This is a genomic window from Klebsiella sp. CN_Kp097 (assembly GCF_040064495.1).
Taxonomy (GTDB): Bacteria; Pseudomonadota; Gammaproteobacteria; order Enterobacterales; family Enterobacteriaceae; genus Klebsiella; species Klebsiella aerogenes.
In genome coordinates, this window is the sequence record NZ_JBEAIL010000007.1 from 453,300 (window position 1) to 475,017 (window position 21,718).

Here is a 21,718-nt window from a genome sequence, read left to right on the forward strand (position 1 = left end):
GGATGACGATGAATCGTTCACCGGAGGATCTCATCGCCTGGATGTTTTTACTGGCCGGTTTGCTGGTACTGGCGCTGGCGATACGGCAAATCTTTGAATAGCGGGGGGACTATGCGCAAAACGTCGTTAGACCCAATCTTTCTCCAGGCCGTGTTGATGATGGTGGTGATAGTCTTACTCACCGTCTGGATTAGGTAGTTTAAGGCCCGGGGCGTTATCGCTCCGGGCCTAAAGTCCCTGCGGTATTCCTGCAACATGGCAAATGGTACTTTCCACCACGGGGAACACGTCGATTAACTCAATAATGGTAGAGCTTCGAGCATATTCTTCAGGTTTAAGGTATCCCAGGGCAGGTGTTCGGCGACGGTGAGGCCGACCGGTTTGGCCTGAGCGGCGGCTTGATTGATAAGATTAACCACTTCGGCAATCGTCAGTTTCCCTTCGGCGACATCGCCAAAATCGTGTACGCCGCGCCCCGGACGAGCAAACAGCACTGCTCGAAACAGGGCCGGGTCGAGGACATCAAGATCGAGATGGATGGCCAGGTACTCAATACGTTCACGCGCTCTCCACTCGTCAATCGCCTGCGGATTCTGACGCAGCTCTGATGGGCTTAAGGTGGCGATACCGCGTTCACTAATAAACTGTTTTTCGACATCGAGCGGGCTATGGATCCCGGCAATGAGCGCTTTGCCAGGTGATAATGGCTTTCTGACCACCTGGGTTAATTCCGCGTCGCCATTGCCCATTAAAGCCCCAAGAACGTGGGCATGGGCATGTGGGAACTGCTCTGGCGTCATAACGTCCGGGTGAGAATCAATCCATAATACCCCCAATTTATCGCCATATTTTTCCACAAGCCAGGCGAAAGGAGCCAGGGAGACCAGGCAATCGCCCCCTAAGGTGACAATGGTCTCTGGCTGATTTCGAGTGATTTTGTCTTGTGCATCAAGCAACTGTTCAACGATCGCCCGGCGGCCGACAATTCCATCTTCATTTGCCAGTTGAGCGTGTCCTGGTTCGGGGACACAGACCTCCTCGACAACGCCTTGCGCAGGCGGCGCCAGCCAGGACAGCATCCGGGAGCCGAAGAAGTAGGGCGGATTGTTGCCGCCTTGCCATTGCGGAAAAAGCAAACGCAGACTGGATTGGGTATTTGGCATCATGGTTCTCCTCATATTTATCATCACAAATGAACGAACGTTCATTCATTAATAATGAGGCGCACTGTCGGTGATGGCAAGTAAAAACGGGTTATTTACCCTAACATTAGGCTGCTAGCCAAAAAGCGCTTGAAGCAGGTAGAATTGCCCATCGCCGGAGGTAGTTGAAATGTTAAATAATTCAGAAACGTACCATAAGCTGATTGTCGCCGCGGCGGCGTGCTTTGCCGAAAAAGGATTTAATGGAACCAGCGTGCGCGAAATTGCACTGCGCGCAGGTATTAGCCTCGGCGCGATGTACACCTACTTCAAAGGCAAAGATGAACTCATTGAGGCGATTATCCTTGAAGAGCAAAAATCGGCATTAGCTAAGCATCAGGAGCGCTTCGAAGGTTCCCATTTTGCGCAGATTTGCGCCTTAGCCGTTTCCTGTATAGAAGAAGTGGGGTATCCCTCTTCGCACCAGCTGTGGGTGGAAATTATTGCGGAATCGGCAAGAAAGCCGGCGCTGCGGCAGATTTTCGTCAATAGCGACAGGATCATGCGCGACGGAATGGCACAGATTATTGCTCAAGGAATTGCCGCAGGCGAGCTCAGCCCACACGTTAACGTCGAAGAAGCAACGCTCACCATCTTTGCATTCATCGATGGTCTGATTGGCCGTAAAGCGATGAATCCCGCATTTACCGTGGCTAAGGATCTGCCGCATTTTGACAACGTCATGGCGACCATTCTCAATAAAAATAGCGCTAGTGAATTCCATGCCACAGTACGCTGATTTCTGTTTTAGCGCCGTGATGGCTCAACGGGCGGCAAAAGAAAATCTCACCCTTGATGCCGACCAGCTCGCGTTGGTTGCCAACTTGCAAACGCTGAGCCATCAGTTATTCCGGCAGCAAACGGCAATACAAGGATTGTACGTCTGGGGGCGAACCGGGCGTGGGAAGAGCTTTATTCTCGATAGTTTCTTTGCCAGCTTGCCGCTGCGTGAAAAGCGGCGGGTGCATTTTCATCACTTTTTCCGCGAACTCCATCAGCGGCTGAACGCCCCTTCGGCGCCGCGGTTGCAAGAGGTCGTCGCGCAAATGACCGACAACTGTCGTCTGCTCTGTTTTGATGAGTTTCATCTTCATGACCCGGCTGATGCGATGTTGATAAAGGTGCTACTGGAGCATTTGTTCGCGCGAAATATCGTCTTATTAGCGACCTCCAATTATCCCCCCGACCGTTTGCTGGCGAATCCGCTCTATCACGAACGTTTTTTGCCTTCCATTAACCTCATTAAACGTCATATGACGGTAACGGCGCTCAACGGCGAACAGGATTACCGCGAGCGACATGCCTCGCTGGAGAATGATTTCTGCCAGGGAAAACTGTTGGTGCAGCCAACCCCCAGTACTCGCGCGACGCTCGGTTTGCCGGATATTGCCCTGCAGGCGCAGGCTCTGCAAGTAGGTTATCGCACCCTGCAGACGGCATCTCGGCAAGGTGCTTTTCTGCATTTCACTTTCGACCAGCTCTGCCTTGCGCCTACCTCGGTTATGGATTACCTGACGCTATGTGAGCAACACCAGAACTGGCTCGTCGAGAAGGTTCCACCGTTGGCGCGAGTTAGCCCTGCGGCACAGCAGCGCTTTATCAACGTGGTGGATATTTTGTATGAAAAACAGTGCCGCTTAATTTTAATTACCGATTGCGGGCTGGAAACACTGGTGGCGGATGTGGAGCTGGATGATATTCAACGCACCTACAGTCGGTTACAGCAGCTCGCTCGGGAAGCATAAAAAAGCGCCACTCGATAATGAGCGGCGCTTTAACAGAGTAACCTGCCGCCGGTTATTCACCGGCGGGCAGGGGAATTACAGATCGAAACGATCCAGATTCATTACCTTGGTCCATGCGGCAACGAAATCAGTAACGAATTTCTGTTGCGCATCGGCACAGGCATAGACTTCGGCCAGCGCGCGCAGGACCGAGTTAGAACCGAACACCAGATCGACGCGAGTGGCGGTATATTTCTCTTCGCCGCTCTTACGGTCGTGACCGGTAAACAGCTCAGCCTGTTCATCCGCGGCTTTCCATACGGTGCCCATATCCAGCAGGTTGACGAAGAAGTCAGTGCTGAGGACGCCGACGCGATCGGTGAAGACGCCATGTTGGCTGCCATCGAAGTTAGCGCCCAGCACGCGCAGGCCGCCGACCAGCGCCGTCATTTCCGGCGCCGTCAGGGTTAGCTGCTGCGCTTTATCGATAAGCAGGGTTTCCGTTGATACGCCGCCTTCGATGCGACGGTAATTACGGAAACCGTCGGCCAGCGGCTGCAGCAGATCCATTGCTTCAACATCGGTCTGATCCTGGCGCGCATCTACGCGACCCGGCGCAAACGGCACGTTTACTTGAACGCCGGCAGCCGCTGCGGCCTGCTCAACCCCCACAACGCCCGCCAGAACAATGATATCCGCCAGAGACGCTTTACCCGATGCTTTCTGGATGGCCTGTAGCGTTGGCAGCACTTTGCTGGCAATGGCGTTGACCGGCCATTCTCTCTGTGGCAGCAGGGCCAGACGCGCGCCGTTAGCGCCGCCGCGTTTATCACCGCCGCGGAAGGTTGAGGCGGAAGCCCAGGCAACGGAGACCAGTTCGCTGACCGACAGGCCTGAATCCGCAATGGCCGTTTTCAGCGTAGCGATGTCGGAGGCGGTCGGGTTATGCGTCGGAGCCGGTAATGGATCCTGCCAAATCAGATCTTCTTTTGGCACTTCCGGACCGAGATAACGGGATTTTGGCCCCATATCGCGGTGAATTAGTTTGAACCAGGCGCGGGCGAAGGCTTCGTTAAAGGCCTGCGGATCGTTCAGGAAACGGCGCGAGATTTTGCCGAATTCCGGGTCGAAGCGCAGCGTCAGGTCCGTCACCAGCATGGTCGGCTTGCGTTTTTTATTCGGATCAAACGGATCGGGAATAATCTCCGGCGCATCTTTCGCTTCGAACTGAATAGCGCCCGCCGGGCTGCGCGTCTGTACCCACTCGTATTTGAACAGGTTCTCGAAGAAGTAGTTGCTCCATTGGGTCGGGGTTTGCGTCCATACGACTTCCAGACCCGAGGTGATGGCGTCCGCGCCTACACCGCTGCCGTAAGTACTGCTCCAGCCAAGACCCTGAGATTCCAGCGGGGCGGCTTCCGGTTCCGGGCCAACGTGGCTTGCCGGTGCGGCGCCGTGCGTTTTACCCAGCGTATGGCCGCCGGCGATCAGCGCGACGATTTCTTCATCGTCCATCGCCATATTGCCGAAGGTCGCACGAATGGCTGCCGCGGCGGAAAGCGGATCGCCGCTGGCGTTAGGGCCTTCCGGGTTGACATAGATGAGACCCATTTCTGTGGCGCCCAGCGCCTGTTTTTCCAGGCTTTCCGGGTGGCGATGTTTCAGCCACTCTTTTTCATCGCCCCAGTCAACATCGAGGTCCGGTTCCCACACGTCTTCACGCCCTGCGCCGAAACCGAAGGTACGGAAGCCGGCGTTTTCTAATGCCACGTTACCCGCCAGCATATACAGGTCTGCCCAGGAGATTTTCTGACCATATTTTTGTTTCACCGGCCACAGCAGACGACGGGCTTTATCAAGGCTGACGTTATCCGGCCAGGAGTTAAGCGGGGCGAAGCGCTGCTGCCCGCGACCGGCGCCGCCGCGGCCATCGACGGTACGGTAAGTCCCCGCGCCGTGCCACGCCATACGAATAAACAGGCCAATGTAGCTGCCCCAATCGGCAGGCCACCACTCCTGAGAGTCGGTCAGCAGCGCGCGAAGGTCGGCTTTCAATGCGGAGTAGTCGAGCTTTTTGAACTCTTCCCGATAGTTGAAGTTTTCACCCAATGGGTTAGAACGATTGGAGTGCTGATTCAGCAGGTCAACACGAAGTTGGTTGGGCCACCAGTCACGGTTGGCGGTACCGCTGCCGGCGCTTTGCTTCGGCGTCCCGGCGTGGAAAGGGCATTTCCCTGCGGATGGGTTGTTAGTGGGATCATTTGACGTGCTCATATCAGGCTCCGTTTGCTTTTGTGAATGCCATTACGATATACACTGCTACCAATAAGCGATATTTGAATGAGTCTACGGATTTAATAGCTTTTACCGTTCAACAAACATAATTAAAACCAGTGTTTTAGTGTGTTTACTCGGCGAAATTCAAAACCACACCTTTAAACATAGTCGTAACGCAGCGGTAAAGGAAACGTTATGATGCGTTACCCGCAACGGATCGCTAATTGTTTGAGATATGACAATTTTACTGCGATGAAAGGATTAGCGTTGCCAGTAAAGCGGCGTGCCGAAAACGTCGGTAAAATAATCAATAACGGTGCGTACATTGAGCGACGGATGACGAGCATGCGGATAAATCGCGGCAATGTAAGAGGGCAAATGGTTAATGCCAACGCTGTAGTCATTCATCAGCGCTACTAATGTTCCCTGCGCCAGCGCGTCGCTCACCATCCAGTCCGGAAACAAAACAATGCCCATTCCGCCAATCGCTGAAGTGAGAAGGGCATCGGCGTTGTTTGAGATTAGCCGCGGTGTTTGCGGGTAATGGGTCCACTCTTCTTCCCTCTGGCGAAAAAGCCAACGGTTAGCGCCCTGTGAACCGCGATACACCAGCGTGCGGTGTTGATTAAGCTCAGAAGGCGATTGCGGCGCGCCGAAACGGGAAAGGTAACCAGGCGCTGCGGCGAGGTAATAGCGCTGGGCGCCAAAAACCTTTGCGTGATAGCTGGCGTCAGGCAGGGCGCTGATACGAAAAATGATATCAGTCGCCTGGCGATGAGGATCGACAAAGTCATCGGTCAGGATTAATTCGTACTCCAGCTCGGGATAACGATCGGCCAGTCCCGCTAACCATGGCGCGATATGCCGTTGGCCAAAGTAGACCGGGGCGTTGATGCGCACGAGTCCGCCAGGTTGTCGGGCGCGATCCTGTAATTCGCGTTGCGCGTGAGCGAATTGCTCGGTCATCCCGCGAGCATAGTCAGCAAACAGGTTTCCGGCCTCCGTTGGAACGACCGCACGGGTATTGCGGTAGAACAGCTGCTGGCCTAGCGCATCCTCGAGTTGCTGGATGACCCGTGAGATAAGAGAAGGGGACACGCCTTCACGGCGCGCGACAACGGAAAAACTATGGCTGTCATACACGGCGATAAACAGCTGGAGGGCGCGGAGATTGATGTTACCTACGTCGGCCATTAATGCAAATCCTGCAAAGGTGTTTGCAAAACTATACTATTTTTTGCATTAGCGCGCCGTTCTATTCTCTTCCGCTCTTAACAACTGAAGAGTATTTAACATGCAGCGTGTGCTGATTTTTTTAGTGATTGCCGGCGGAATGGGGCTGTCCGTAGAGGCAGGTCTATTGGGGCCGCTGGCGGGTCAGGTCGGTGATTTATGGGCAACAATGAGTATTTTCGCCATTGGCGCGGCATTAACGTTTTTACTGATGCTTTTTTTTAGCCCGCGACAAAGTCCCTCTTTTTTTTCGCTCCCCGGTTGGCAATTAACCGGTGGTCTATTGGGGCCAGGTTATGTGCTGATATTAACGATTGTTACTCCGACGATCGGTATCGCAATGACGATTACCGGTATTCTCGCCGGTCAAGTATGTAAGAGTCTGTTAATCGATCATTTTGGCTGGTTTGGTAGCCCGCGGCGAAAAATAGATCGCCGCCGGGTTATTGCTCTGTTGTTCATTGTGGCGGCATTAGTGCTGATTGCCGTTGATTGAGGTGCTGATATGAATATGTTGATGATTATTTTGTCGCTGATTGGCGGCGCATTGCTAAGCGTACAGGCTGCGGTGAATGGCCGTCTTGGCGCGCAAGTCGGAATATTGCGTAGCGCCTTTTTGACCTTTTCCATTGGCGCATTGGTGACCGGTTTATTCATCGTTTTCTTTGCTCCGCAGCAGTCAATGACGCTACTGGATGTACCAAAGTGGCAACTGCTTGGCGCGTTCTGCGGGGTACCCTATATTGTCATCATGGTGCTGGCAGTACAGCGAATCGGCACGGCAACGGCGACGGTGGCGGTAATATTTGGTCAACTCGCGATGAGCTTGCTGATTGATAATTTCGGGTGGTTGGGAAATAGCGCTATTGCCTTTTCGCCACAACGCCTGGCAGCGGTGCTGTGTTTGGCGTTAGCACTGTACTTTATATACGCCTCTGGCGTATCAGGAGCAGTTGCACCTTCTAAACGGCCGGGAAAGGCGAAATGGTTGTCGACCGAACGGGAATAAGCTAATACTTAGACACCATGTGACTGGCGCTAAAGACAGAATACTGTTGGGGAGCATGGTCAAGTACGCCGCGCGCCTGGGCATTACCCCTATCTGGAGATAAGTTATGCCTGAATTAGCTTCATTATCGGCTTTTGCCGCGGTGGCGTTGGGGTTGGTGTTAACGCCTGGCCCCAACATGATGTACCTCACTTCACGGTCGATTTGCCAGGGAAAACGCGCCGGCTTTATATCCCTTGCTGGCGTTGCGGTGGGGTTTTTCTTTTATATGCTGTGCGCGGCTTTTGGCATAACCGCGCTGGTTTTCGCCGTACCCTATGCCTACGATGCGTTGCGAATTTGCGGAGTGGCTTATTTACTCTATTTAGCGTGGCAGGCGATTAAACCCGGTGGGCGGCCGATTTTCGCGGTGCGCGACTTACCGGCTGATAGCGGGCGTAAGCTGTTTCTGATGGGCTTTCTTACCAGCCTGGCGAATCCTAAAGTGGCTATCTTGTATTTGTCTTTGCTGCCGCAGTTTATCACCCCCGGACTCGGTAGCGTGCTGAGTCAGTCCCTAATACTAGGCTGCACCCAGGCGCTAATAAGCGTGGCGGTTAACGGGCTTATTATTATGCTGGCCGGGCAGGTGGCGCTGTTTCTTGGGCGGCGACCGGGCTGGCAACACTTTCAGCGTTGGCTGATGGCGACGGTACTTGCCGGAATGGCGGTAAAGATCGCTTTTGAGGCCAGAAAATAATCGTTACCGCCTGACAACGCGTTCTTATGCCTTTCTCTCGTTGAGAAAGGCAACTCACGTTCTAACATACTGATACATTTCTGCCAGTTCATTAGCAACCTTTCAGTAGGGCTAATGCGTCAATAAAGCTATTCTTCCCCGCCTTTAGTTTTTGTGCTTTCCAGTGACGCAGGTAAATTGCCGCCAATGGCCCTATTGAGAGATGAGATCCGCGACCACTCGGCAGAAGAGATGCTGTTTATCCGCCGCGCCGTTATTGCTTTCCTGTTGGTGGTGGTCTGCTTTGGGGTGTTGATTTTCAATCTCTACCATCTCCAGGTAGAGCAGCACGACTTTTATCAGACCCGCTCCAATCAAAACGACATTAAAATGTTGCCGATCGCGCCAAGCCGGGGGCTGATTTTCGACCGCAACGGTATTCCGCTGGTGCAAAATATCACCCTGTATCGCCTGCAGGTGATCCCCAGCAAGATTGCCGATATGTCGGCGCTGTTGCAGGCGTTAAGCCCGATTGTCGACCTGACGGCGGATGATATCGCCAGTTTCCGCGACGATATGCACCACAATAGCCGCTATAAAGAGGTGACGCTGAAATCCGATCTTACCGATGTGGAAGTGGCGCGCTTTGCGGTCAACGAATTCCGTTTTCCCGGCGTCACCGTCGAGAGCTACCAGCAGCGAAGTTATCCCTATGGCGCGGAACTGGCGCACGTTGTCGGTTACGTTTCGAAAATTAACGATAACGATTTACAACGGCTGGCGAAAAACGGCGAAGCAGAAAACTACGCGGCCGATCGCAATATCGGTAAACAGGGGATTGAAGGCTATTACGAGAAAGAGCTGCATGGCACCACCGGTTATCAGGAAGTCGAGGTAGACAACCACGGTCGCGTCGTTCGCCTGTTGAAAGAAGTCCCGCCGGTCGCCGGCAAAAATATCTATCTGACGCTAGACCTGCATTTGCAGCAGTATATTGAGTCGGTCCTGAAGGGCCAGCGCGCCGCGGTCGTGGCCGTCGACCCGCGCGACGGCGGCGTACTGGCAATGGTCTCCAGCCCCAGCTATGACCCCAACCCCTTCGTTAAGGGGATTGGCTACCAGGCTTACAAATCGCTGCTCGATAACCAGGATCGCCCGCTGATTAACCGCGTCACTCAGGGCTTGTATCCCCCGGCTTCCACGGTCAAGCCGTATATGGCGCTCTCAGCCCTTTCCGCCGGGGTGATTACGCCAAATACCACCTTCTTCGGCGCGCCGACCTGGACGCTACCGGGTACTCAGCGCCGCTATCGCGACTGGTTAAAAACGGGACATGGTATGTTGAATGTGACCAAAGCGATTGAAGAGTCGGCGGATACCTTCTTCTACCAGGTCGCTTTTGAGATGGGCATCGACCGTATACAGGAGTGGTTGAGCAAGTTTGGTTACGGACAATCGACCGGCATCGATCTCAATGAAGAATACGCCGGGGTTTTGCCGAGCCGCGAATGGAAACAGCGGGTACATAAAAAACCGTGGTATCAGGGCGATACGATTTCCGTCGGTATCGGCCAGGGGTACTGGATCGCCACTCCTATTCAAATGGTGAAAGCGCTGACCACCCTAATCAACAACGGCAAGGTACAAAACCCGCATCTTTTATACTCAATGAAGCAGGGGAATAAGGTCGAACGCTATCAGCAGCCAGCCAATTTACCGCAGGTCGGCGATCCGAAATCGCCATACTGGGGGGTTGTTCGCAATGGTATGTATGGCATGGCGAACCTGCCGAACGGAACGGGATATAAGCTGTTTCATACCGCGCCGTACCAGATTGCGGCGAAGTCCGGCACCTCGCAGGTGTTTAGCCTGAAGGAGAACCAGACCTACAATGCCAAAATGATCCCGGTACGTCTGCGCGACCACATTTTTTATACCCTGTTTGCGCCGTATCAGCATCCGAAAGTGGCGATGGCGCTCATTCTCGAAAATGGCGGCGGCGATGGCGTTGTCGCCGGCCCGACGGCGCGAGCGATTCTCGACCATATCTTCGACCCGGCGAATGCGCCGGCTGCGGATAGCGCGCAAAGTAACGTTCCGCAGGTCGAAAGCGCCGATGCGCAGTAACCACTTTAAGTGGCGGACGTCGTCGGCGCGCTAAACAGGATTCGCCAGCTGCGGCGACGGCGAGTTATCTCACGCCATAGCGCGATGACCTCGTCCAGCTGTAGGTCGTTAACGTTCTGCGGCGTGGCTACCGGTAGATGATAGCGCTGGCGCAGGGCGGAGAGTGCGGTGGCGCTGGCGTCCTGCGCCTGACCGTTCTGCTCAGCCAGCTGGTGTTGTAACTGGCTGAACTCAGCTTGCCCACACAGCGTTAACTGGCGGAGAAAGGTTTTACAGCAGCGTAGCAGGTTACTGATGGAACGATCTGGCGACTGCAGCGCCAGCAGCAGGCCATCGCGATCGGCGATCCGCTGATAACGGCAGCTCACCACGTAGCCAATCTGCTGTTCGACCCGCAGACGCTGGAAGAATTGCGGCTCGCAAAGTAGCGCCAGCAGTTGCAGCGCGGCCAGCGATGCCCCCTCGGGCAATGGAATAAAAACCAGTAGCGCGTTATCCGAGCTGGCGTGGGGAATACGCTGAATACCGCGGCGACAGCCCGCCGAAGAGTGAAGCTCGGCGTTGATCGGGGTATTGAGCAGCGTCAACTGACGGGCAACCTGCTGCGCCAGATTGCCGCTGCCGCCCACCATCGCCGCCAGCCAACCCTCTTGCGCCGGGGCGATAGTCAGATGTTCAGGTAATTGTTGCAGTAGCTGGCGAATCGCAATGGTTTCAGGTGCGACCGTCGTCCCCGGCGCGGGTTGGGCTAATCGGCGCATAAGTGCGGTGACGACGCGCTCCGCTACGCCGCCGGCTTCCGGTAGCTGTAGGGTAAGCTGCCAGTTGCCGTCCACCGTTTGCCACTCGCCGCTGCCGCCAGCATGGCGAAGTTGCGCGAGCAAGGGACGGAGCTGCTGGCTTATCGCCATCCCCTGCGCCTGACTAAGCACGCTATAGAATGGCTTGCGAACGATCAGCGTTGGCGTTTGATTATCTGCAATGACATGCAGCAGCGGGCTGGTCGTTGGCGGCAGGTCAGGCGCTGCCGCGGTCGCCGCCTGCGGATAGAAGCTAAATGCCAGCGGATCAATCACGACTGTCCGTGGCTGCCTACGGCCGAGCGGCAAGGTAAAGCCCTGGGTTGCCACGCCATCGCCAGCCGCTATTTTGCGGCACACCAGCGAAGAGGCTGGCGCCGTCAGCAAGCTGGCGCAGAAACGGGCAAAGTCGATGGGCGGGGAATCGGGCGCAAAACCCAATGCCCGCTGACGTAACTGTTCGAGCGGGGTGAGTGCGTTAAAACGCCGCTGCGCCAGCCTGTAATAGTGCAACTGCTGTTCAGGTGAGGTGTGGCGCAATGCCTGCAGCCATCGCTCGAGATGCTGCTGGATGGCGTCGGGATGGTCGCTGCTGAATACCAGCGCCAGCCAGCCGACACGTTCATCCTGGTAAAGCCAGTTCAGCGCGACATCGTCCGCGAGCCCGCATTCACGTAGCCCGGCCAGCAGGCTGCCGGGCGCTTCATCCAGTAAGAATTCACGAAAAGTAGTGACGTTGTCACTTACTGCAATGAGCGGACAACGCCATACCGCCGGTTGGTCTTCAACGGCCAGTTGAAGATCCACATTGTTGCTAAAATACGCAGACGGCGGGCTTTCCGGCGGCAGGCCGCCAGGGAATCCCGCGGCAAAAAAATGGGCCAATGCGGCTAATTCATCAAGCGACTGCGGCCCCTGAAGCCATAGCTGCAGATGGCTGGCGACATAATAGCGCTGATGAAACTCGCCGAGCGCAACCTGCAGCGCAGGCAAGTTTCCGCCCAGAGAATCCATGCTGCCGACCTGAAAACGGCGAAAAGCCGCGGGCGCCGCCATCGCGTGACGGGCTGCGGCTTCACGGCGGGAGGGATCGTGCTGCTGGATAAGCCGGTTTTCCGCATCGATGACCGCCAGTTCCTGACGGATATTTTCAGGCGACAGCAGCGGCGCCTGGAGCGTATCCCGTAGACGGGTGATGCCCTCGGCCAGACTACTGGCGGCGACCTCGAAGAAATAGGCGCTGTGGCGGGCAAGGGTGGTGGCGTTGACGCTGCCGCCCTGGCGTTGGATCCACGCCATTAATCGCTCGTCTGCGTGATAGCGCTGGCTGCCGCGAAACAGCAAATGTTCCAGTAAATGGGCCAGCCCCGGCAGGGCATCGGTTTCGTGATGGCTTCCGGCCCCCACCTTAACCAACGCCGCAGCACGCGTCGCCTGCGGCTGATGAACCAGCGTTGCGCGAATCCCGCCTGCCAGTTCCACGATGCGGGTGGCGGTGGTCATCACAATTCCCGGGTTTTATAAATCAGCTGTGAACGGGTGCGGTTGCGGAACTGCAGCTGGCTGATTTTGATGTCGCTACAGGCCGCTTCGCGCCGCGCTTCGAGGATTTTATGATGGTGCGGCGATTTGCTGCACACCGGGTCAGCGTTATCTGCATTGCCGGTCAGCATAAAGGCCTGACAGCGGCAGCCGCCGAAATCTTTCTCTTTTTCATCACAGGAACGGCACGGCTCCGGCATCCAGTCGAAGCCGCGGTAGCGGTTGAAGCCAAACGAGTCATACCAGATCGATTCCAGGCTCTGCTCCAGCACCGACGGGAACTCGACCGGTAACTGGCGCGCGCTGTGACACGGCAGCGCGGTGCCTTCCGGGGTCACGCTGAGGAATATTGAGCCCCAGCCGCCCATACAGCCTTTAGGGCGTTCTTCGTAGTAGTCCGGGGTGACAAAGAGCAGATTGGTCAGATTACCGTTAGCCGCCATTTTATGGCGGTAATCAGCAACGACCTGTTCAGCTCGGGCGATCTGTTCGCGGGTCGGCAGTAACCCCTGACGATTGAGGAACGCCCAGCCGTAAAACTGGCAGGTGGCGAGCTCAACATCATCCGCTTCCAGCTCGATACACAGCTCGATGATTTTATCGATCTGGTCGATATTGTGGCGATGGAGGACAAAGTTCAGCACCATCGGGTAGTCGCGTGCTTTTACCGCTTTCGCCATCGCCAGCTTCTGCTGGAACGCTTTTTTGTTGCCCGCCAGCGCTGCGTTAAGCACTTCATCGCTGGCCTGGAAGCTAATCTGGATATGATCCAGCCCGGCCTCGCTGAAGGCGTCGAGTTTGCTCTCGGTGAGCCCAATGCCTGACGTAATCAGATTGGTGTAAAAACCGAGATCGCGCGCGGCGCGGATAAGCTCCGGCAGATCTTTGCGCGTCAGCGGTTCGCCGCCGGAGAAACCCATCTGCACGCTACCCATGGCCCGCGCCTGGCGAAAGACCTCAATCCACTGTTCGGTGGTGAGTTCTTTCTCCTGCTGAGCAAAGTCCAGTGGGTTAGAGCAGTAGGGGCACTGCAACGGACAGCGATAGGTCAGCTCCGCCAGTAGCCACAGCGGCGGATTAACGGCGGGTTTATTCTGGCTCACGGAAGATAATCCACTTCTGTTGGTAAGCTATCTGCAGGAATTCGATGACGTCGTCATCGACGCCGCCGGCTTCCGGGAAACGGGCGTTGAGTTCGGCGATTATTTTTGCCGCGTCGCGTTGACCATCGACCAGTTCGAGGATCGCGGCGGCGGTCTCATTCAGTTTCGCCATTCCTTCCGGATAGAGGATCACGTGGCTATCCTGAGCAGCTTCCCACTGCAGGCGGTAGCCGCGACGAAAGGCGATGATTGCGCTTTTTTGCATAGTTATACCAGTCGGGTCGTGTGCCAGGCCGCCTTGTCGGTGACCGTATGATAGGGCGGGCGCTGCAACGCGTAGGCCATGGTCATGGCATCCAGCATCGACCACAGAATGTCGAGCTTAAACTGCAGGATCTCCAGCATCCGGTTCTGCTTTTCCGCGCTATCGCAGTAGATCTTCGCCAGCTCCAGCCCATGTTCGACGTCGCGATTGGCCTGGCTTAAGCGGCTGCGGAAGTAGAAATAGCCTTCTTCTTTGATCCATGGATAGTGCTGCGGCCAGCTGTCGAGGCGCGACTGATGAATTTGCGGGGCAAACAGTTCGGTCAGCGAACTGCACGCCGCTTCCTGCCAGTTGGCCCGGCGGGCAAAATTGACGTAGGCGTCGACGGCAAAACGCACCCCGGGCAGCACGTGGCGCTCGCTGAGTAACTCATCACGGCTTAGCCCCACGGCTTCACCCAACTGCAGCCAGGCTTCAATACCGCCTTCCTGGCCGTTACTGCCATCGTGGTCGAGGATCCGCTGCACCCATTTGCGTCGGGTGTGTGGATCGGGGCAGTTTGCCATAATCGCCGCGTCTTTTAGTGGGATATTGGTCTGGTAGTAAAAACGGTTCGCCACCCAGCCCTGGATTTGTTCGCGGCTGGCCTCGCCGTTATGCATCGCAATATGGTACGGATGATGGATATGGTAGTAGGCGCCTTTTTCCCGTAGCGCTTGTTCAAACGCTTGTGGCGATAGGGTTTCGCGTATCTGCATAGTTAGTCCTGAAGCGTGATAGGCATCCCGTCCCAGCTCACTTCAATTCCCTGTTGCGTCAGGGCCTTGCGCTGCGGCGATTGCTCGTTAAGGATAGGATTCGTGTTATTGATATGAATCAGAATTTTGCGCTTCGCCGGGAGTGAGGCCAGCAACGCCATCATGCCGTGTTCATCCCCAAGCGCCAGGTGGCCCATATCACGACCGGTATTGCGCCCGACGCCGGCCGCCTGTAGTTCATCATCCTGCCAGACGGTACCGTCAATCAGCAGGCAGTCCGCTTTTTTCAGCCACGGCAGGAGCGCTTCATCCGGTTCGCCAAGCCCCGGCGCATAGAACAGCGTCTGGCCGTTACGGCGGTTTTCGATAAACAGCGCCACGTTATGGCCCGGCAGCGGGCGATCGCGAAACGGCGAGTAGGGCGGCGCATTGCTGGCGATGGGGACGGCGGTAAACTGCAGATCGGGACAGGCGTCAACGGTAAAACTATTCAGCGGGGTGACAGGATGGTGAATCAGGCCGCCGTTCCAGTGCCGTAACATGGTAAAAATGGGAAAACCCGTGCTGAGATCCTCATGTACCTCCGGCGTGCACCAGACCTGATGGGGACACCCTTCGCGTAGGCTCAGCAGCCCGGTAGTATGGTCAATCTGGCTATCGGTAAGGATAATGCCGCCAATATGCGTGCCGCGCAGTAGGCCTTGTTTGTTTAACTCTGGCGTGTGGGCAATTTGCTGGCTGATATCCGGAGAGGCGTTACACAGCACCCACTCTTTGCCGTTATCGCTAACGATAATGGAAGACTGGGTGCGGGCGGTGGCCTGAATTGTGCCATTGCGCAGCCCCTGACAGTTGGCGCAGTTACAATTCCACTGCGGAAAACCTCCGCCAGCGGCGGAACCGAGGACTTTTATAAACATGAAGACGGACCAGATAAAAAAACAAAATGCCCGCACGGACGGCGGGCGGAGCGATTAGCGATTGGAAATGTACAGCGTCACTTCCAGACCCAGACGTAAATCAATAAAAGCAGGTTTCTTCCACATCGTTTTTTCCTCTATAAAAATGCGACATCAACGTCTTCGGTTGTGTCGGTTTTGTGATGGCCATCAAATATTGCCCCTCAGGGAGACAAAGGTCAACCGGCAACATGTAAGCATTTAACCTTACGTTTACAATATAACCTATTGTTGCCAAACATTTTTTAATACCTTTTGCCAGTTGCCCCAAAGCAGTTTATCCAGCACCAATTGTTCATAACCGCTATGGCGCAACGCGTTGATTAGCCGTGGTAAACCGCTCACGTCGCCCAATTCGTCCGGCAGGGTGATGCCGTCAAAATCGGACCCCAACGCCACGTGATCGTCGCCCATAATGTTAATAAGATAGTCGATATGGTGAACGATGGTGGCTAATGGGGTGTCGCTGTCGCGTTTGCCGTCGGCGCGCAGGAAAGCGTTGCCGAAATTGACGCCGACCACGCCGCCGCTGTCGCGAATCGCCCGCAGTTGTTCATCGGTGAGATTACGTGGCTGCGGGCATAGCGCGTGGGCATTAGAGTGGGTGGCGACCAGCGGTGACGTCGAGTGCTGGGCGGTATCCCAGAACGCTTTTTCATTCATATGAGACACGTCAATCTGCATCTTCAAGGCATTGGCCTGCTTAATCAGATCGATACCTGCCGCTGTCAGTCCAGGCCCAGTGTCCGGGCTACCGGGAAACGAACCGTTAACGCCGCTGCCGAAGCGGTTCGCAATGTTCCAGAACGGACCAATGCTGCGCACCCCGGCGGCATAAAAGGCCTGCAGGTCGTGGCCCTCGCCATCAAAACCTCCGGCGCCCTCAATATGCGCCACCATCGCCAGTACCTTATCCTCGTGGCAGCGTTCGATATCCGCCGCGCTCAGACATAATCGCAAGCGTCCAGCGGAGTGCGCGACAAGTTGTTTCAGGATGGCCAGTTGCTGCCAGAGGATATCGATCGGATCCCATCGTTGTCTGGCGTATTGCGGCGCCATACGGGCAATATATTCCTGCGGTGGCACGAATAGTGCGAATAGCCCGCCGGCAAATTCGCCTTGCAGCATGCGCGGATAGTCGAGATGACCGTTCTCAATCCCGGCAAAGAAAGCAGTTGAAGGATCCTCGCGATGGTGAAGCCATAAATTGAGCAGCAGGTCATTGTGACCATCAAAAATCGCCATAGCGCGCTCCATCTGGTGGTTGTACTAGAAATGCCTGACACGGTAACTGATTTGTTCGCTGCGGCAAGTGGAAATTCACAACTTAGCAACAATCGCCAAATCTGGCGTTTGTATCACACTGTATCAATCGGCAAACCTCATACATGGCGATGCAAAAACACGATAAATCCCACACATGCTGGATACACAGGCCTGATTAACTGTTCACGTACTTGCTTAACGCTTCCAGATAAAAGGTGAAATGAGGATGAACAGATTATCCGCAATCCGTCATGTCAGCGCGGCGGCGCTGTGTCTCTCCACGCTGTGGTCTGCCAGCGTGTGCGCTGCTGAAGACGCAGGCGCTTTCGACAAGGTGCAACAAATCAACGCCGGCGATTTGAATATCGGTTATGTCGATATGGGGCCACGCGATGGCCAGGCGGTAATTTTGCTGCACGGCTGGCCGTATGATATTCAAAGCTACGCGCAGGTGGCCCCGGCGCTGGCGCAGAAGGGTTACCGGGTCATCGTACCGTATCTGCGCGGCTACGGCTCCACCCGTTTCCTGTCGGCTAAAACGCCGCGTAACGGTCAGCCATCGGCGATGGCGGCGGATATTGTGCATCTAATGGATGCGCTAAATATTAAGCAAGCGGATTTCGCCGGCTTTGACTGGGGCGCGCGTACAGCGGATATCGTCGCGGCGCTCTGGCCGCAGCGGGTTAAGTCGCTGGTATCGGTGAGCGGATATCTGATTAGCAGCCAGCAAATTGGCGAGAAGCCGTTACCGCCGCAGGCGGAACTGTCGTGGTGGTATCAATTCTACTTTGCCACCCCGCGCGGCGAGGCGGGCTACCGGAAAAATACCCATGACTTTGCCAAATTTATCTGGCATCAGGCTTCGCCGCGGTGGACATTCACGGATGCCACGTTCGCCAATAGCGCGAAAGCGCTGGATAACCCGGATCACGTTGCCGTCACCATCAGTAACTACCGCTGGCGCCTGGGGTTGGAGCAGGGCGAAGCGAAATATGCGGCCTACGAACAGCGACTCGCGAAACTGCCGGCGATTAGCGTACCCACCATTACCATCGAGGGGGAAAACAATGGCGCGCCGCATCCAGCGCCGGATAGCTATCGGGCGAAATTCACCGGTAAATATGAGCATCGGGATTTCAAAGGCGCAGTGGGACATAACCCGCCGCAGGAGGCGCCAGCGGAATTTGTTCAGGCGGTTATTGATGCCGATCGCTTATAAGCCTCACCACGCCGCAAGCGCAGAGTTGCGCTTGCGGAAAAGCCGCATATGCTTTTCATGAGCTTATTTTTCCGCAGGAGCCGCCTTTGGAACGTATTGACCACATCCTGGTTGTCGATGACGACCGCGATATCCGCGAACTGATCGTTGGGTATCTGGAGAAATCGGGCTATCGCGCCAGCGGCGCAGCTAATGGCAAAGCGATGTGGTCTGTACTTAAAAACCATCAAATCGATTTGATTGTCCTCGATATCATGCTGCCCGGCGACGATGGTTTAACCCTTTGTCGCCAGTTGCGCAATGATGGCCAACAGGATATCCCGGTGCTGATGCTGACCGCGCGTAGCGAAGATAGCGACCGTATACTTGGTCTCGAAATGGGGGCCGACGATTATCTGGTGAAACCGTTCGTGGCCCGGGAGCTACTGGCGCGGATCAAAGCCATCTTACGCCGCGCCCGCGCGCTTCCCCCCAATTTACAAATCAGCGAAGCCGGCAGGCTTATCGCCTTTGGCGACTGGCTGCTCGATACCTCGGCGCGGCATCTACTGGACGAGAGTGGCACAATTGTGGCGCTAAGCGGGGCGGAATATCGCCTGCTGCGGGTGTTTCTTGATCATCCTCAACGGGTGCTCAACCGCGATCAGTTGTTGAATCTTACCCAGGGGCGTGATGCCGAACTGTTTGAACGGTCTATCGATCTGTTGGTGAGCCGCCTGCGTCAGCGCCTGCGGGAGGACGCGCGTGAGCCCGCCTATATCAAAACCGTGCGCAGCGAGGGTTACGTGCTGTCAGTGCCGGTGTCGATCCGCGAGGCGCGATAATGAAAGTGTGGCCGGCGTCATTGCAGTCGCGCTTAATGATAATGATTTTTCTCGCTCTGCTGCTCGCTAATGCCCTGACGCTATCGCTTCTGCTCTACGAGCGCATGAGCAGTGCCCGTAGCGTCATGCTGGGCAACCTTGAATACGATGTCGCCACCAGCGTGGCTATCCTTGATCGTCTTCCTGCGCAAGAACGGCCGCATTGGTTGGCGCGTCTGGCGCGCGGTAACTACCGCTATCAGCTTTCTGCCGGACAAACTGGCGATTATCCCACCAGCTGGCGTACCCGTGATGCGGTACGCTCGTTACAGGAAGCCCTGAGCGGTCGCTATCCTGTGAGTATTATCGCCGTCCCTGGACCGCGCGAACATATTCAGGCCCACGTGACCCTGCGCGACGGCGCGCCGTTAAGCATTGACCTGTGGCCAAAGCTGCCGGCCATCGCACGTTGGCTACCGCTGGTGCTGGTCGCGCAGTTTCTGTTACTACTATTTTGCGCCTGGTACGCCGTCCGCCAGGTGGTCGCGCCGATGACCCGCTTTACCCGCGCCATTGATACGCTGCAACCGGCTACTCCGGCTGCAGGGCCGCTGGCCGAGAAGGGACCACAAGAGGTGCAGCGCGCGGCGCGCGCCTTCAACGCGATGCAAAAGCGAATACAGGACCATTTGCAGGAGCGCGCGCGGATCCTGGCGGCGATCTCCCACGATTTGCAGACGCCGATTACCCGTATGAAGCTAAGAGTCGAGATGGCCGACCAATCGGCACTCCGCGATAAGCTGTTACAGGATCTCGATAGCATGACCCGACTGGTTCGCGAAGGCATCGCGCTGGCACGATCGGCCGAACCGCTGGCAGAAGCGCCGCAGCGGATGAGTCTCAATGCGTTACTGGATAGCATCGCCTGTGATTATGCCGATATCGGTAAAGCGGTCAGTTTTCGTGCCGGTAAAGGGGCGGACGTCATGACGCTTCAGCCGCAGGCGCTGCGGCGGATCATGAGTAACTTAATCGATAATGGGCTGAAATACGCCGAAAAGGTGGAAATCAGCCTGAGTTACCCGCCGAATGGCGATGTTATCATTCACGTTGTTGATGACGGCCCCGGCATCCCGGAAGGAGAGCTCACCGCCGTACTGCAGCCGTTCTATCGCCTCGAGCAGTCACGTAATCGCGATACCGGCGGTACCGGTTTGGGGCTGGCAATCGCCGCCCAGCTCGCCGGGCAGATGCAGGGAAGTTTGACCCTGCACAACCTGCAACAGGGCGGTCTTGAGGCGCGGGTACGTCTCAATGCCGCCGTTTTGTATCCTTCTGTATCCATTCCAACTGCAGATAAATCCATATACTAAACCGCCGTTTCACGGACATATCCGCCATACAGTCGCCTGTTGTAATGCTGACGTTGCCACTTCGGCAACGTTGCGAAGGAGAATGATCATGGCTGTTGTGATTGCATTTTTGGCCGGTATGTTGACGCTGCTCAGCCCCTGTACCTTACCGGTGATCCCGCTGGTGTTTGCCAGCGTTCGCGGGCGTAAGGGACAACTCATCCTGTTGTTGTTCGGTATGGGATTGATGTTTACCGCTGTATCGCTGCTGGCCACGTCGGCAGGGGGATGGTTAGTCAATCTGACCATCGTCGGGCGTTGGCTGGCGCTGGGCTTTTTGGTCGTTGTGGCTATCAGTTTGCTGTCATCACGCGTTGCAGGCTGGCTCGGATCGCCAGCGGTTGCGCTGGGTAATCAACTTAACCAACAGAGCTATCGTTATGGCAGTGGTCTCGCTTCAGTGTTCGCCGGACTGGCGATTGGACTACTTTGGGCGCCGTGCGCGGGACCGGTGCTGGGGGCGATATTTAGCCTGGCGTTGTTGCAAGGAAATTCAGTGACTACCGGTATCTTGCTGCTTTCCTATGCCAGCGGATGCGCGCTGATGTTGCTGCTATTGGGGTGGTTCGGCGCGCGGCTGATTTCCCGTTTGCGCGGTGGCCAGGTGATAAGTGGGCTGTTGCGCCAACTGGCTGGCATGGCAATGCTGGCTGCGGTGGCGTTAATCGCCAGCGGCAGCGATCGTTATCTGCTGGGCGCCAGCGGTTTAACCCATCGTCTGGAGCAGCGGCTCAGCGCGTTTATGCCCCAGGATCAACAACGGGTTCGGCTGGAGCCGATCGTTGCGCCGCGGCCAACCAGCGCTATGCCGGAATTGCAAGGCGGTACCGCATGGATTAATAGCCCACCCCTTACCAATGCGGCGTTAAAGGGCAAGGTGGTGCTGATTGATTTTTGGACCCGCGATTGCATCAACTGTCAGCATACGCTGCCTTATGTACGGACGTGGGCCAATAAGTATCGCGATGCGGGGCTGGTGGTGATTGGCGTACATACGCCGGAATATCCGTGGGAACGGTCGTTGCCGCAGCTTCGTGAAGCGGTCAGCCAGCGGCAGCTAAACTATCCGGTTGTCGCAGATAACAACTACGCCATCTGGAATGCGTTTGGTAATCAGTACTGGCCGGCGCATTATTTCTTCGACGCGCGGGGGCAACTGCGTTATACCGCCTTTGGCGAAGGCGATTATGCCCGTCAGGAGCAGGTGATCCAACAACTGCTGCGCGAAGCGCGGACGTGAGAGGGAAATAAAAAAGCCGATAACAGCAGTTATCGGCTTTGCAGGACACTTGCTAATCGGC

Annotated in this window: 22 protein-coding genes and 1 riboswitch; of the genes, 12 read left to right on the forward strand and 10 right to left on the reverse strand. The window is 55.9% G+C overall.

Features of this window, described 5'->3' with window-relative positions; all coding sequences use genetic code 11:
* Positions 1-8: 8 nt before the first annotated feature.
* Together mgtR and mgtU are read left to right on the forward strand one after the other, a co-directional pair.
* Complete coding sequence (mgtR, locus tag ABLV07_RS12510) at positions 9-101, forward strand: protein MgtR (protein WP_020078726.1); 93 nt, start codon at positions 9-11, stop codon at positions 99-101.
* A 10-nt stretch (positions 102-111) separates the two neighbouring features.
* Entirely contained in the window at positions 112-198 is an 87-nt protein-coding gene (gene mgtU, locus ABLV07_RS12515) for a magnesium transporter protection protein MgtU (protein WP_251009860.1), read from the forward strand.
* A 95-nt stretch (positions 199-293) separates the two neighbouring features.
* Here mgtU and ABLV07_RS12520 read toward each other — a convergent pair whose 3' ends face one another.
* Entirely contained in the window at positions 294-1,163 is an 870-nt protein-coding gene (locus tag ABLV07_RS12520) for an arginase family protein (RefSeq protein ID WP_047049119.1), read from the reverse strand.
* Between the two features lie 169 nt (positions 1,164-1,332).
* On the opposite strand from ABLV07_RS12520, the gene ABLV07_RS12525 reads away from it, so the two are divergent.
* Together ABLV07_RS12525 and zapE are read left to right on the forward strand one after the other, a co-directional pair.
* The gene (locus ABLV07_RS12525) at positions 1,333-1,941 is read left to right on the forward strand and encodes a TetR/AcrR family transcriptional regulator (RefSeq protein ID WP_047058720.1); all 609 of its coding nucleotides are present in this window, start codon (positions 1,333-1,335) and stop codon (positions 1,939-1,941) included.
* Positions 1,925-2,947 carry a cell division protein ZapE gene (gene zapE / locus ABLV07_RS12530; RefSeq protein ID WP_047042584.1) on the forward strand — a complete coding sequence of 341 codons (1,023 nt, stop codon included), beginning with the start codon at positions 1,925-1,927 and terminating at the stop codon, positions 2,945-2,947. The genes ABLV07_RS12525 and zapE overlap by 17 nt, the downstream gene beginning before the upstream one ends.
* Positions 2,948-3,022: 75 nt before the next feature.
* Here zapE and katG read toward each other — a convergent pair whose 3' ends face one another.
* Together katG and ABLV07_RS12540 are read right to left on the reverse strand one after the other, a co-directional pair.
* Positions 3,023-5,200: a catalase/peroxidase HPI gene (katG, locus tag ABLV07_RS12535; RefSeq protein WP_015366518.1), complete on the reverse strand. Its 2,178-nt coding sequence runs from the start codon at positions 5,198-5,200 to the stop codon at positions 3,023-3,025.
* Between the two features lie 264 nt (positions 5,201-5,464).
* Complete coding sequence (locus ABLV07_RS12540) at positions 5,465-6,397, reverse strand: LysR family transcriptional regulator (RefSeq protein WP_047058724.1); 933 nt, start codon at positions 6,395-6,397, stop codon at positions 5,465-5,467.
* A gap of 100 nt (positions 6,398-6,497) precedes the next feature.
* Between ABLV07_RS12540 and ABLV07_RS12545 the strand changes: the two genes are divergently transcribed.
* The 4 genes from ABLV07_RS12545 (at position 6,498) to mrdA (ending at position 10,290) form a co-directional block, all read left to right on the forward strand.
* Positions 6,498-6,932 (forward strand): DMT family transporter, encoded by a 435-nt coding sequence (locus tag ABLV07_RS12545; RefSeq protein WP_032708113.1) that lies wholly within the window; start codon positions 6,498-6,500, stop codon positions 6,930-6,932.
* A 9-nt stretch (positions 6,933-6,941) separates the two neighbouring features.
* Entirely contained in the window at positions 6,942-7,445 is a 504-nt protein-coding gene (locus tag ABLV07_RS12550; protein WP_015705484.1) for a DMT family transporter, read from the forward strand.
* 9 nt (positions 7,446-7,454) lie between these two features.
* Positions 7,455-7,534: riboswitch (ZMP/ZTP riboswitch) on the forward strand.
* 17 nt (positions 7,535-7,551) lie between these two features.
* Positions 7,552-8,184: a LysE family translocator gene (locus ABLV07_RS12555; protein WP_015366522.1), complete on the forward strand. Its 633-nt coding sequence runs from the start codon at positions 7,552-7,554 to the stop codon at positions 8,182-8,184.
* Between the two features lie 186 nt (positions 8,185-8,370).
* Positions 8,371-10,290 carry a penicillin-binding protein 2 gene (gene mrdA, locus ABLV07_RS12560; protein ID WP_047058726.1) on the forward strand — a complete coding sequence of 640 codons (1,920 nt, stop codon included), beginning with the start codon at positions 8,371-8,373 and terminating at the stop codon, positions 10,288-10,290.
* 5 nt (positions 10,291-10,295) lie between these two features.
* Here mrdA and pqqF read toward each other — a convergent pair whose 3' ends face one another.
* From pqqF to ABLV07_RS12595, 7 genes are all read right to left on the reverse strand, one after another.
* On the reverse strand, positions 10,296-12,593 hold the full coding sequence (gene pqqF, locus ABLV07_RS12565) for a pyrroloquinoline quinone biosynthesis protein PqqF (protein ID WP_348853279.1): 2,298 nt from the start codon (positions 12,591-12,593) through the stop codon (positions 10,296-10,298).
* Positions 12,593-13,735, reverse strand: coding sequence for a pyrroloquinoline quinone biosynthesis protein PqqE (gene pqqE / locus ABLV07_RS12570; protein ID WP_020078732.1), 1,143 nt, complete (start codon positions 13,733-13,735; stop codon positions 12,593-12,595). The genes pqqF and pqqE overlap by 1 nt, the downstream gene beginning before the upstream one ends.
* Positions 13,722-14,000: a pyrroloquinoline quinone biosynthesis peptide chaperone PqqD gene (gene pqqD / locus ABLV07_RS12575; protein ID WP_015366526.1), complete on the reverse strand. Its 279-nt coding sequence runs from the start codon at positions 13,998-14,000 to the stop codon at positions 13,722-13,724. The genes pqqE and pqqD overlap by 14 nt, the downstream gene beginning before the upstream one ends.
* 2 nt (positions 14,001-14,002) lie before the next feature.
* Positions 14,003-14,758: a pyrroloquinoline-quinone synthase PqqC gene (pqqC, locus tag ABLV07_RS12580; protein ID WP_020078733.1), complete on the reverse strand. Its 756-nt coding sequence runs from the start codon at positions 14,756-14,758 to the stop codon at positions 14,003-14,005.
* Positions 14,759-14,760: 2 nt separating this feature from the next.
* The gene (gene pqqB / locus ABLV07_RS12585; protein ID WP_142689182.1) at positions 14,761-15,678 is read right to left on the reverse strand and encodes a pyrroloquinoline quinone biosynthesis protein PqqB; all 918 of its coding nucleotides are present in this window, start codon (positions 15,676-15,678) and stop codon (positions 14,761-14,763) included.
* Positions 15,679-15,732: 54 nt separating this feature from the next.
* On the reverse strand, positions 15,733-15,804 hold the full coding sequence (gene pqqA, locus ABLV07_RS12590) for a pyrroloquinoline quinone precursor peptide PqqA (protein WP_002905689.1): 72 nt from the start codon (positions 15,802-15,804) through the stop codon (positions 15,733-15,735).
* A gap of 138 nt (positions 15,805-15,942) precedes the next feature.
* Positions 15,943-16,962 carry a dipeptidase gene (locus ABLV07_RS12595; protein WP_348853278.1) on the reverse strand — a complete coding sequence of 340 codons (1,020 nt, stop codon included), beginning with the start codon at positions 16,960-16,962 and terminating at the stop codon, positions 15,943-15,945.
* Between the two features lie 247 nt (positions 16,963-17,209).
* Between ABLV07_RS12595 and ABLV07_RS12600 the strand changes: the two genes are divergently transcribed.
* The 4 genes from ABLV07_RS12600 to ABLV07_RS12615 all read left to right on the forward strand — a co-directional run bounded on the left by ABLV07_RS12600 (position 17,210) and on the right by ABLV07_RS12615 (position 21,657).
* Complete coding sequence (locus ABLV07_RS12600; RefSeq protein WP_047076419.1) at positions 17,210-18,202, forward strand: alpha/beta hydrolase; 993 nt, start codon at positions 17,210-17,212, stop codon at positions 18,200-18,202.
* 86 nt (positions 18,203-18,288) lie between these two features.
* Complete coding sequence (locus ABLV07_RS12605; protein WP_032708104.1) at positions 18,289-19,026, forward strand: response regulator; 738 nt, start codon at positions 18,289-18,291, stop codon at positions 19,024-19,026.
* Entirely contained in the window at positions 19,026-20,378 is a 1,353-nt protein-coding gene (locus ABLV07_RS12610) for an ATP-binding protein (protein ID WP_072382896.1), read from the forward strand. Before ABLV07_RS12605 ends, ABLV07_RS12610 begins: the two co-directional genes overlap by 1 nt.
* A gap of 88 nt (positions 20,379-20,466) precedes the next feature.
* The gene (locus tag ABLV07_RS12615) at positions 20,467-21,657 is read left to right on the forward strand and encodes a cytochrome c biogenesis protein DipZ (protein ID WP_072382894.1); all 1,191 of its coding nucleotides are present in this window, start codon (positions 20,467-20,469) and stop codon (positions 21,655-21,657) included.
* The last annotated feature ends 61 nt before the right edge of the window (positions 21,658-21,718 follow it).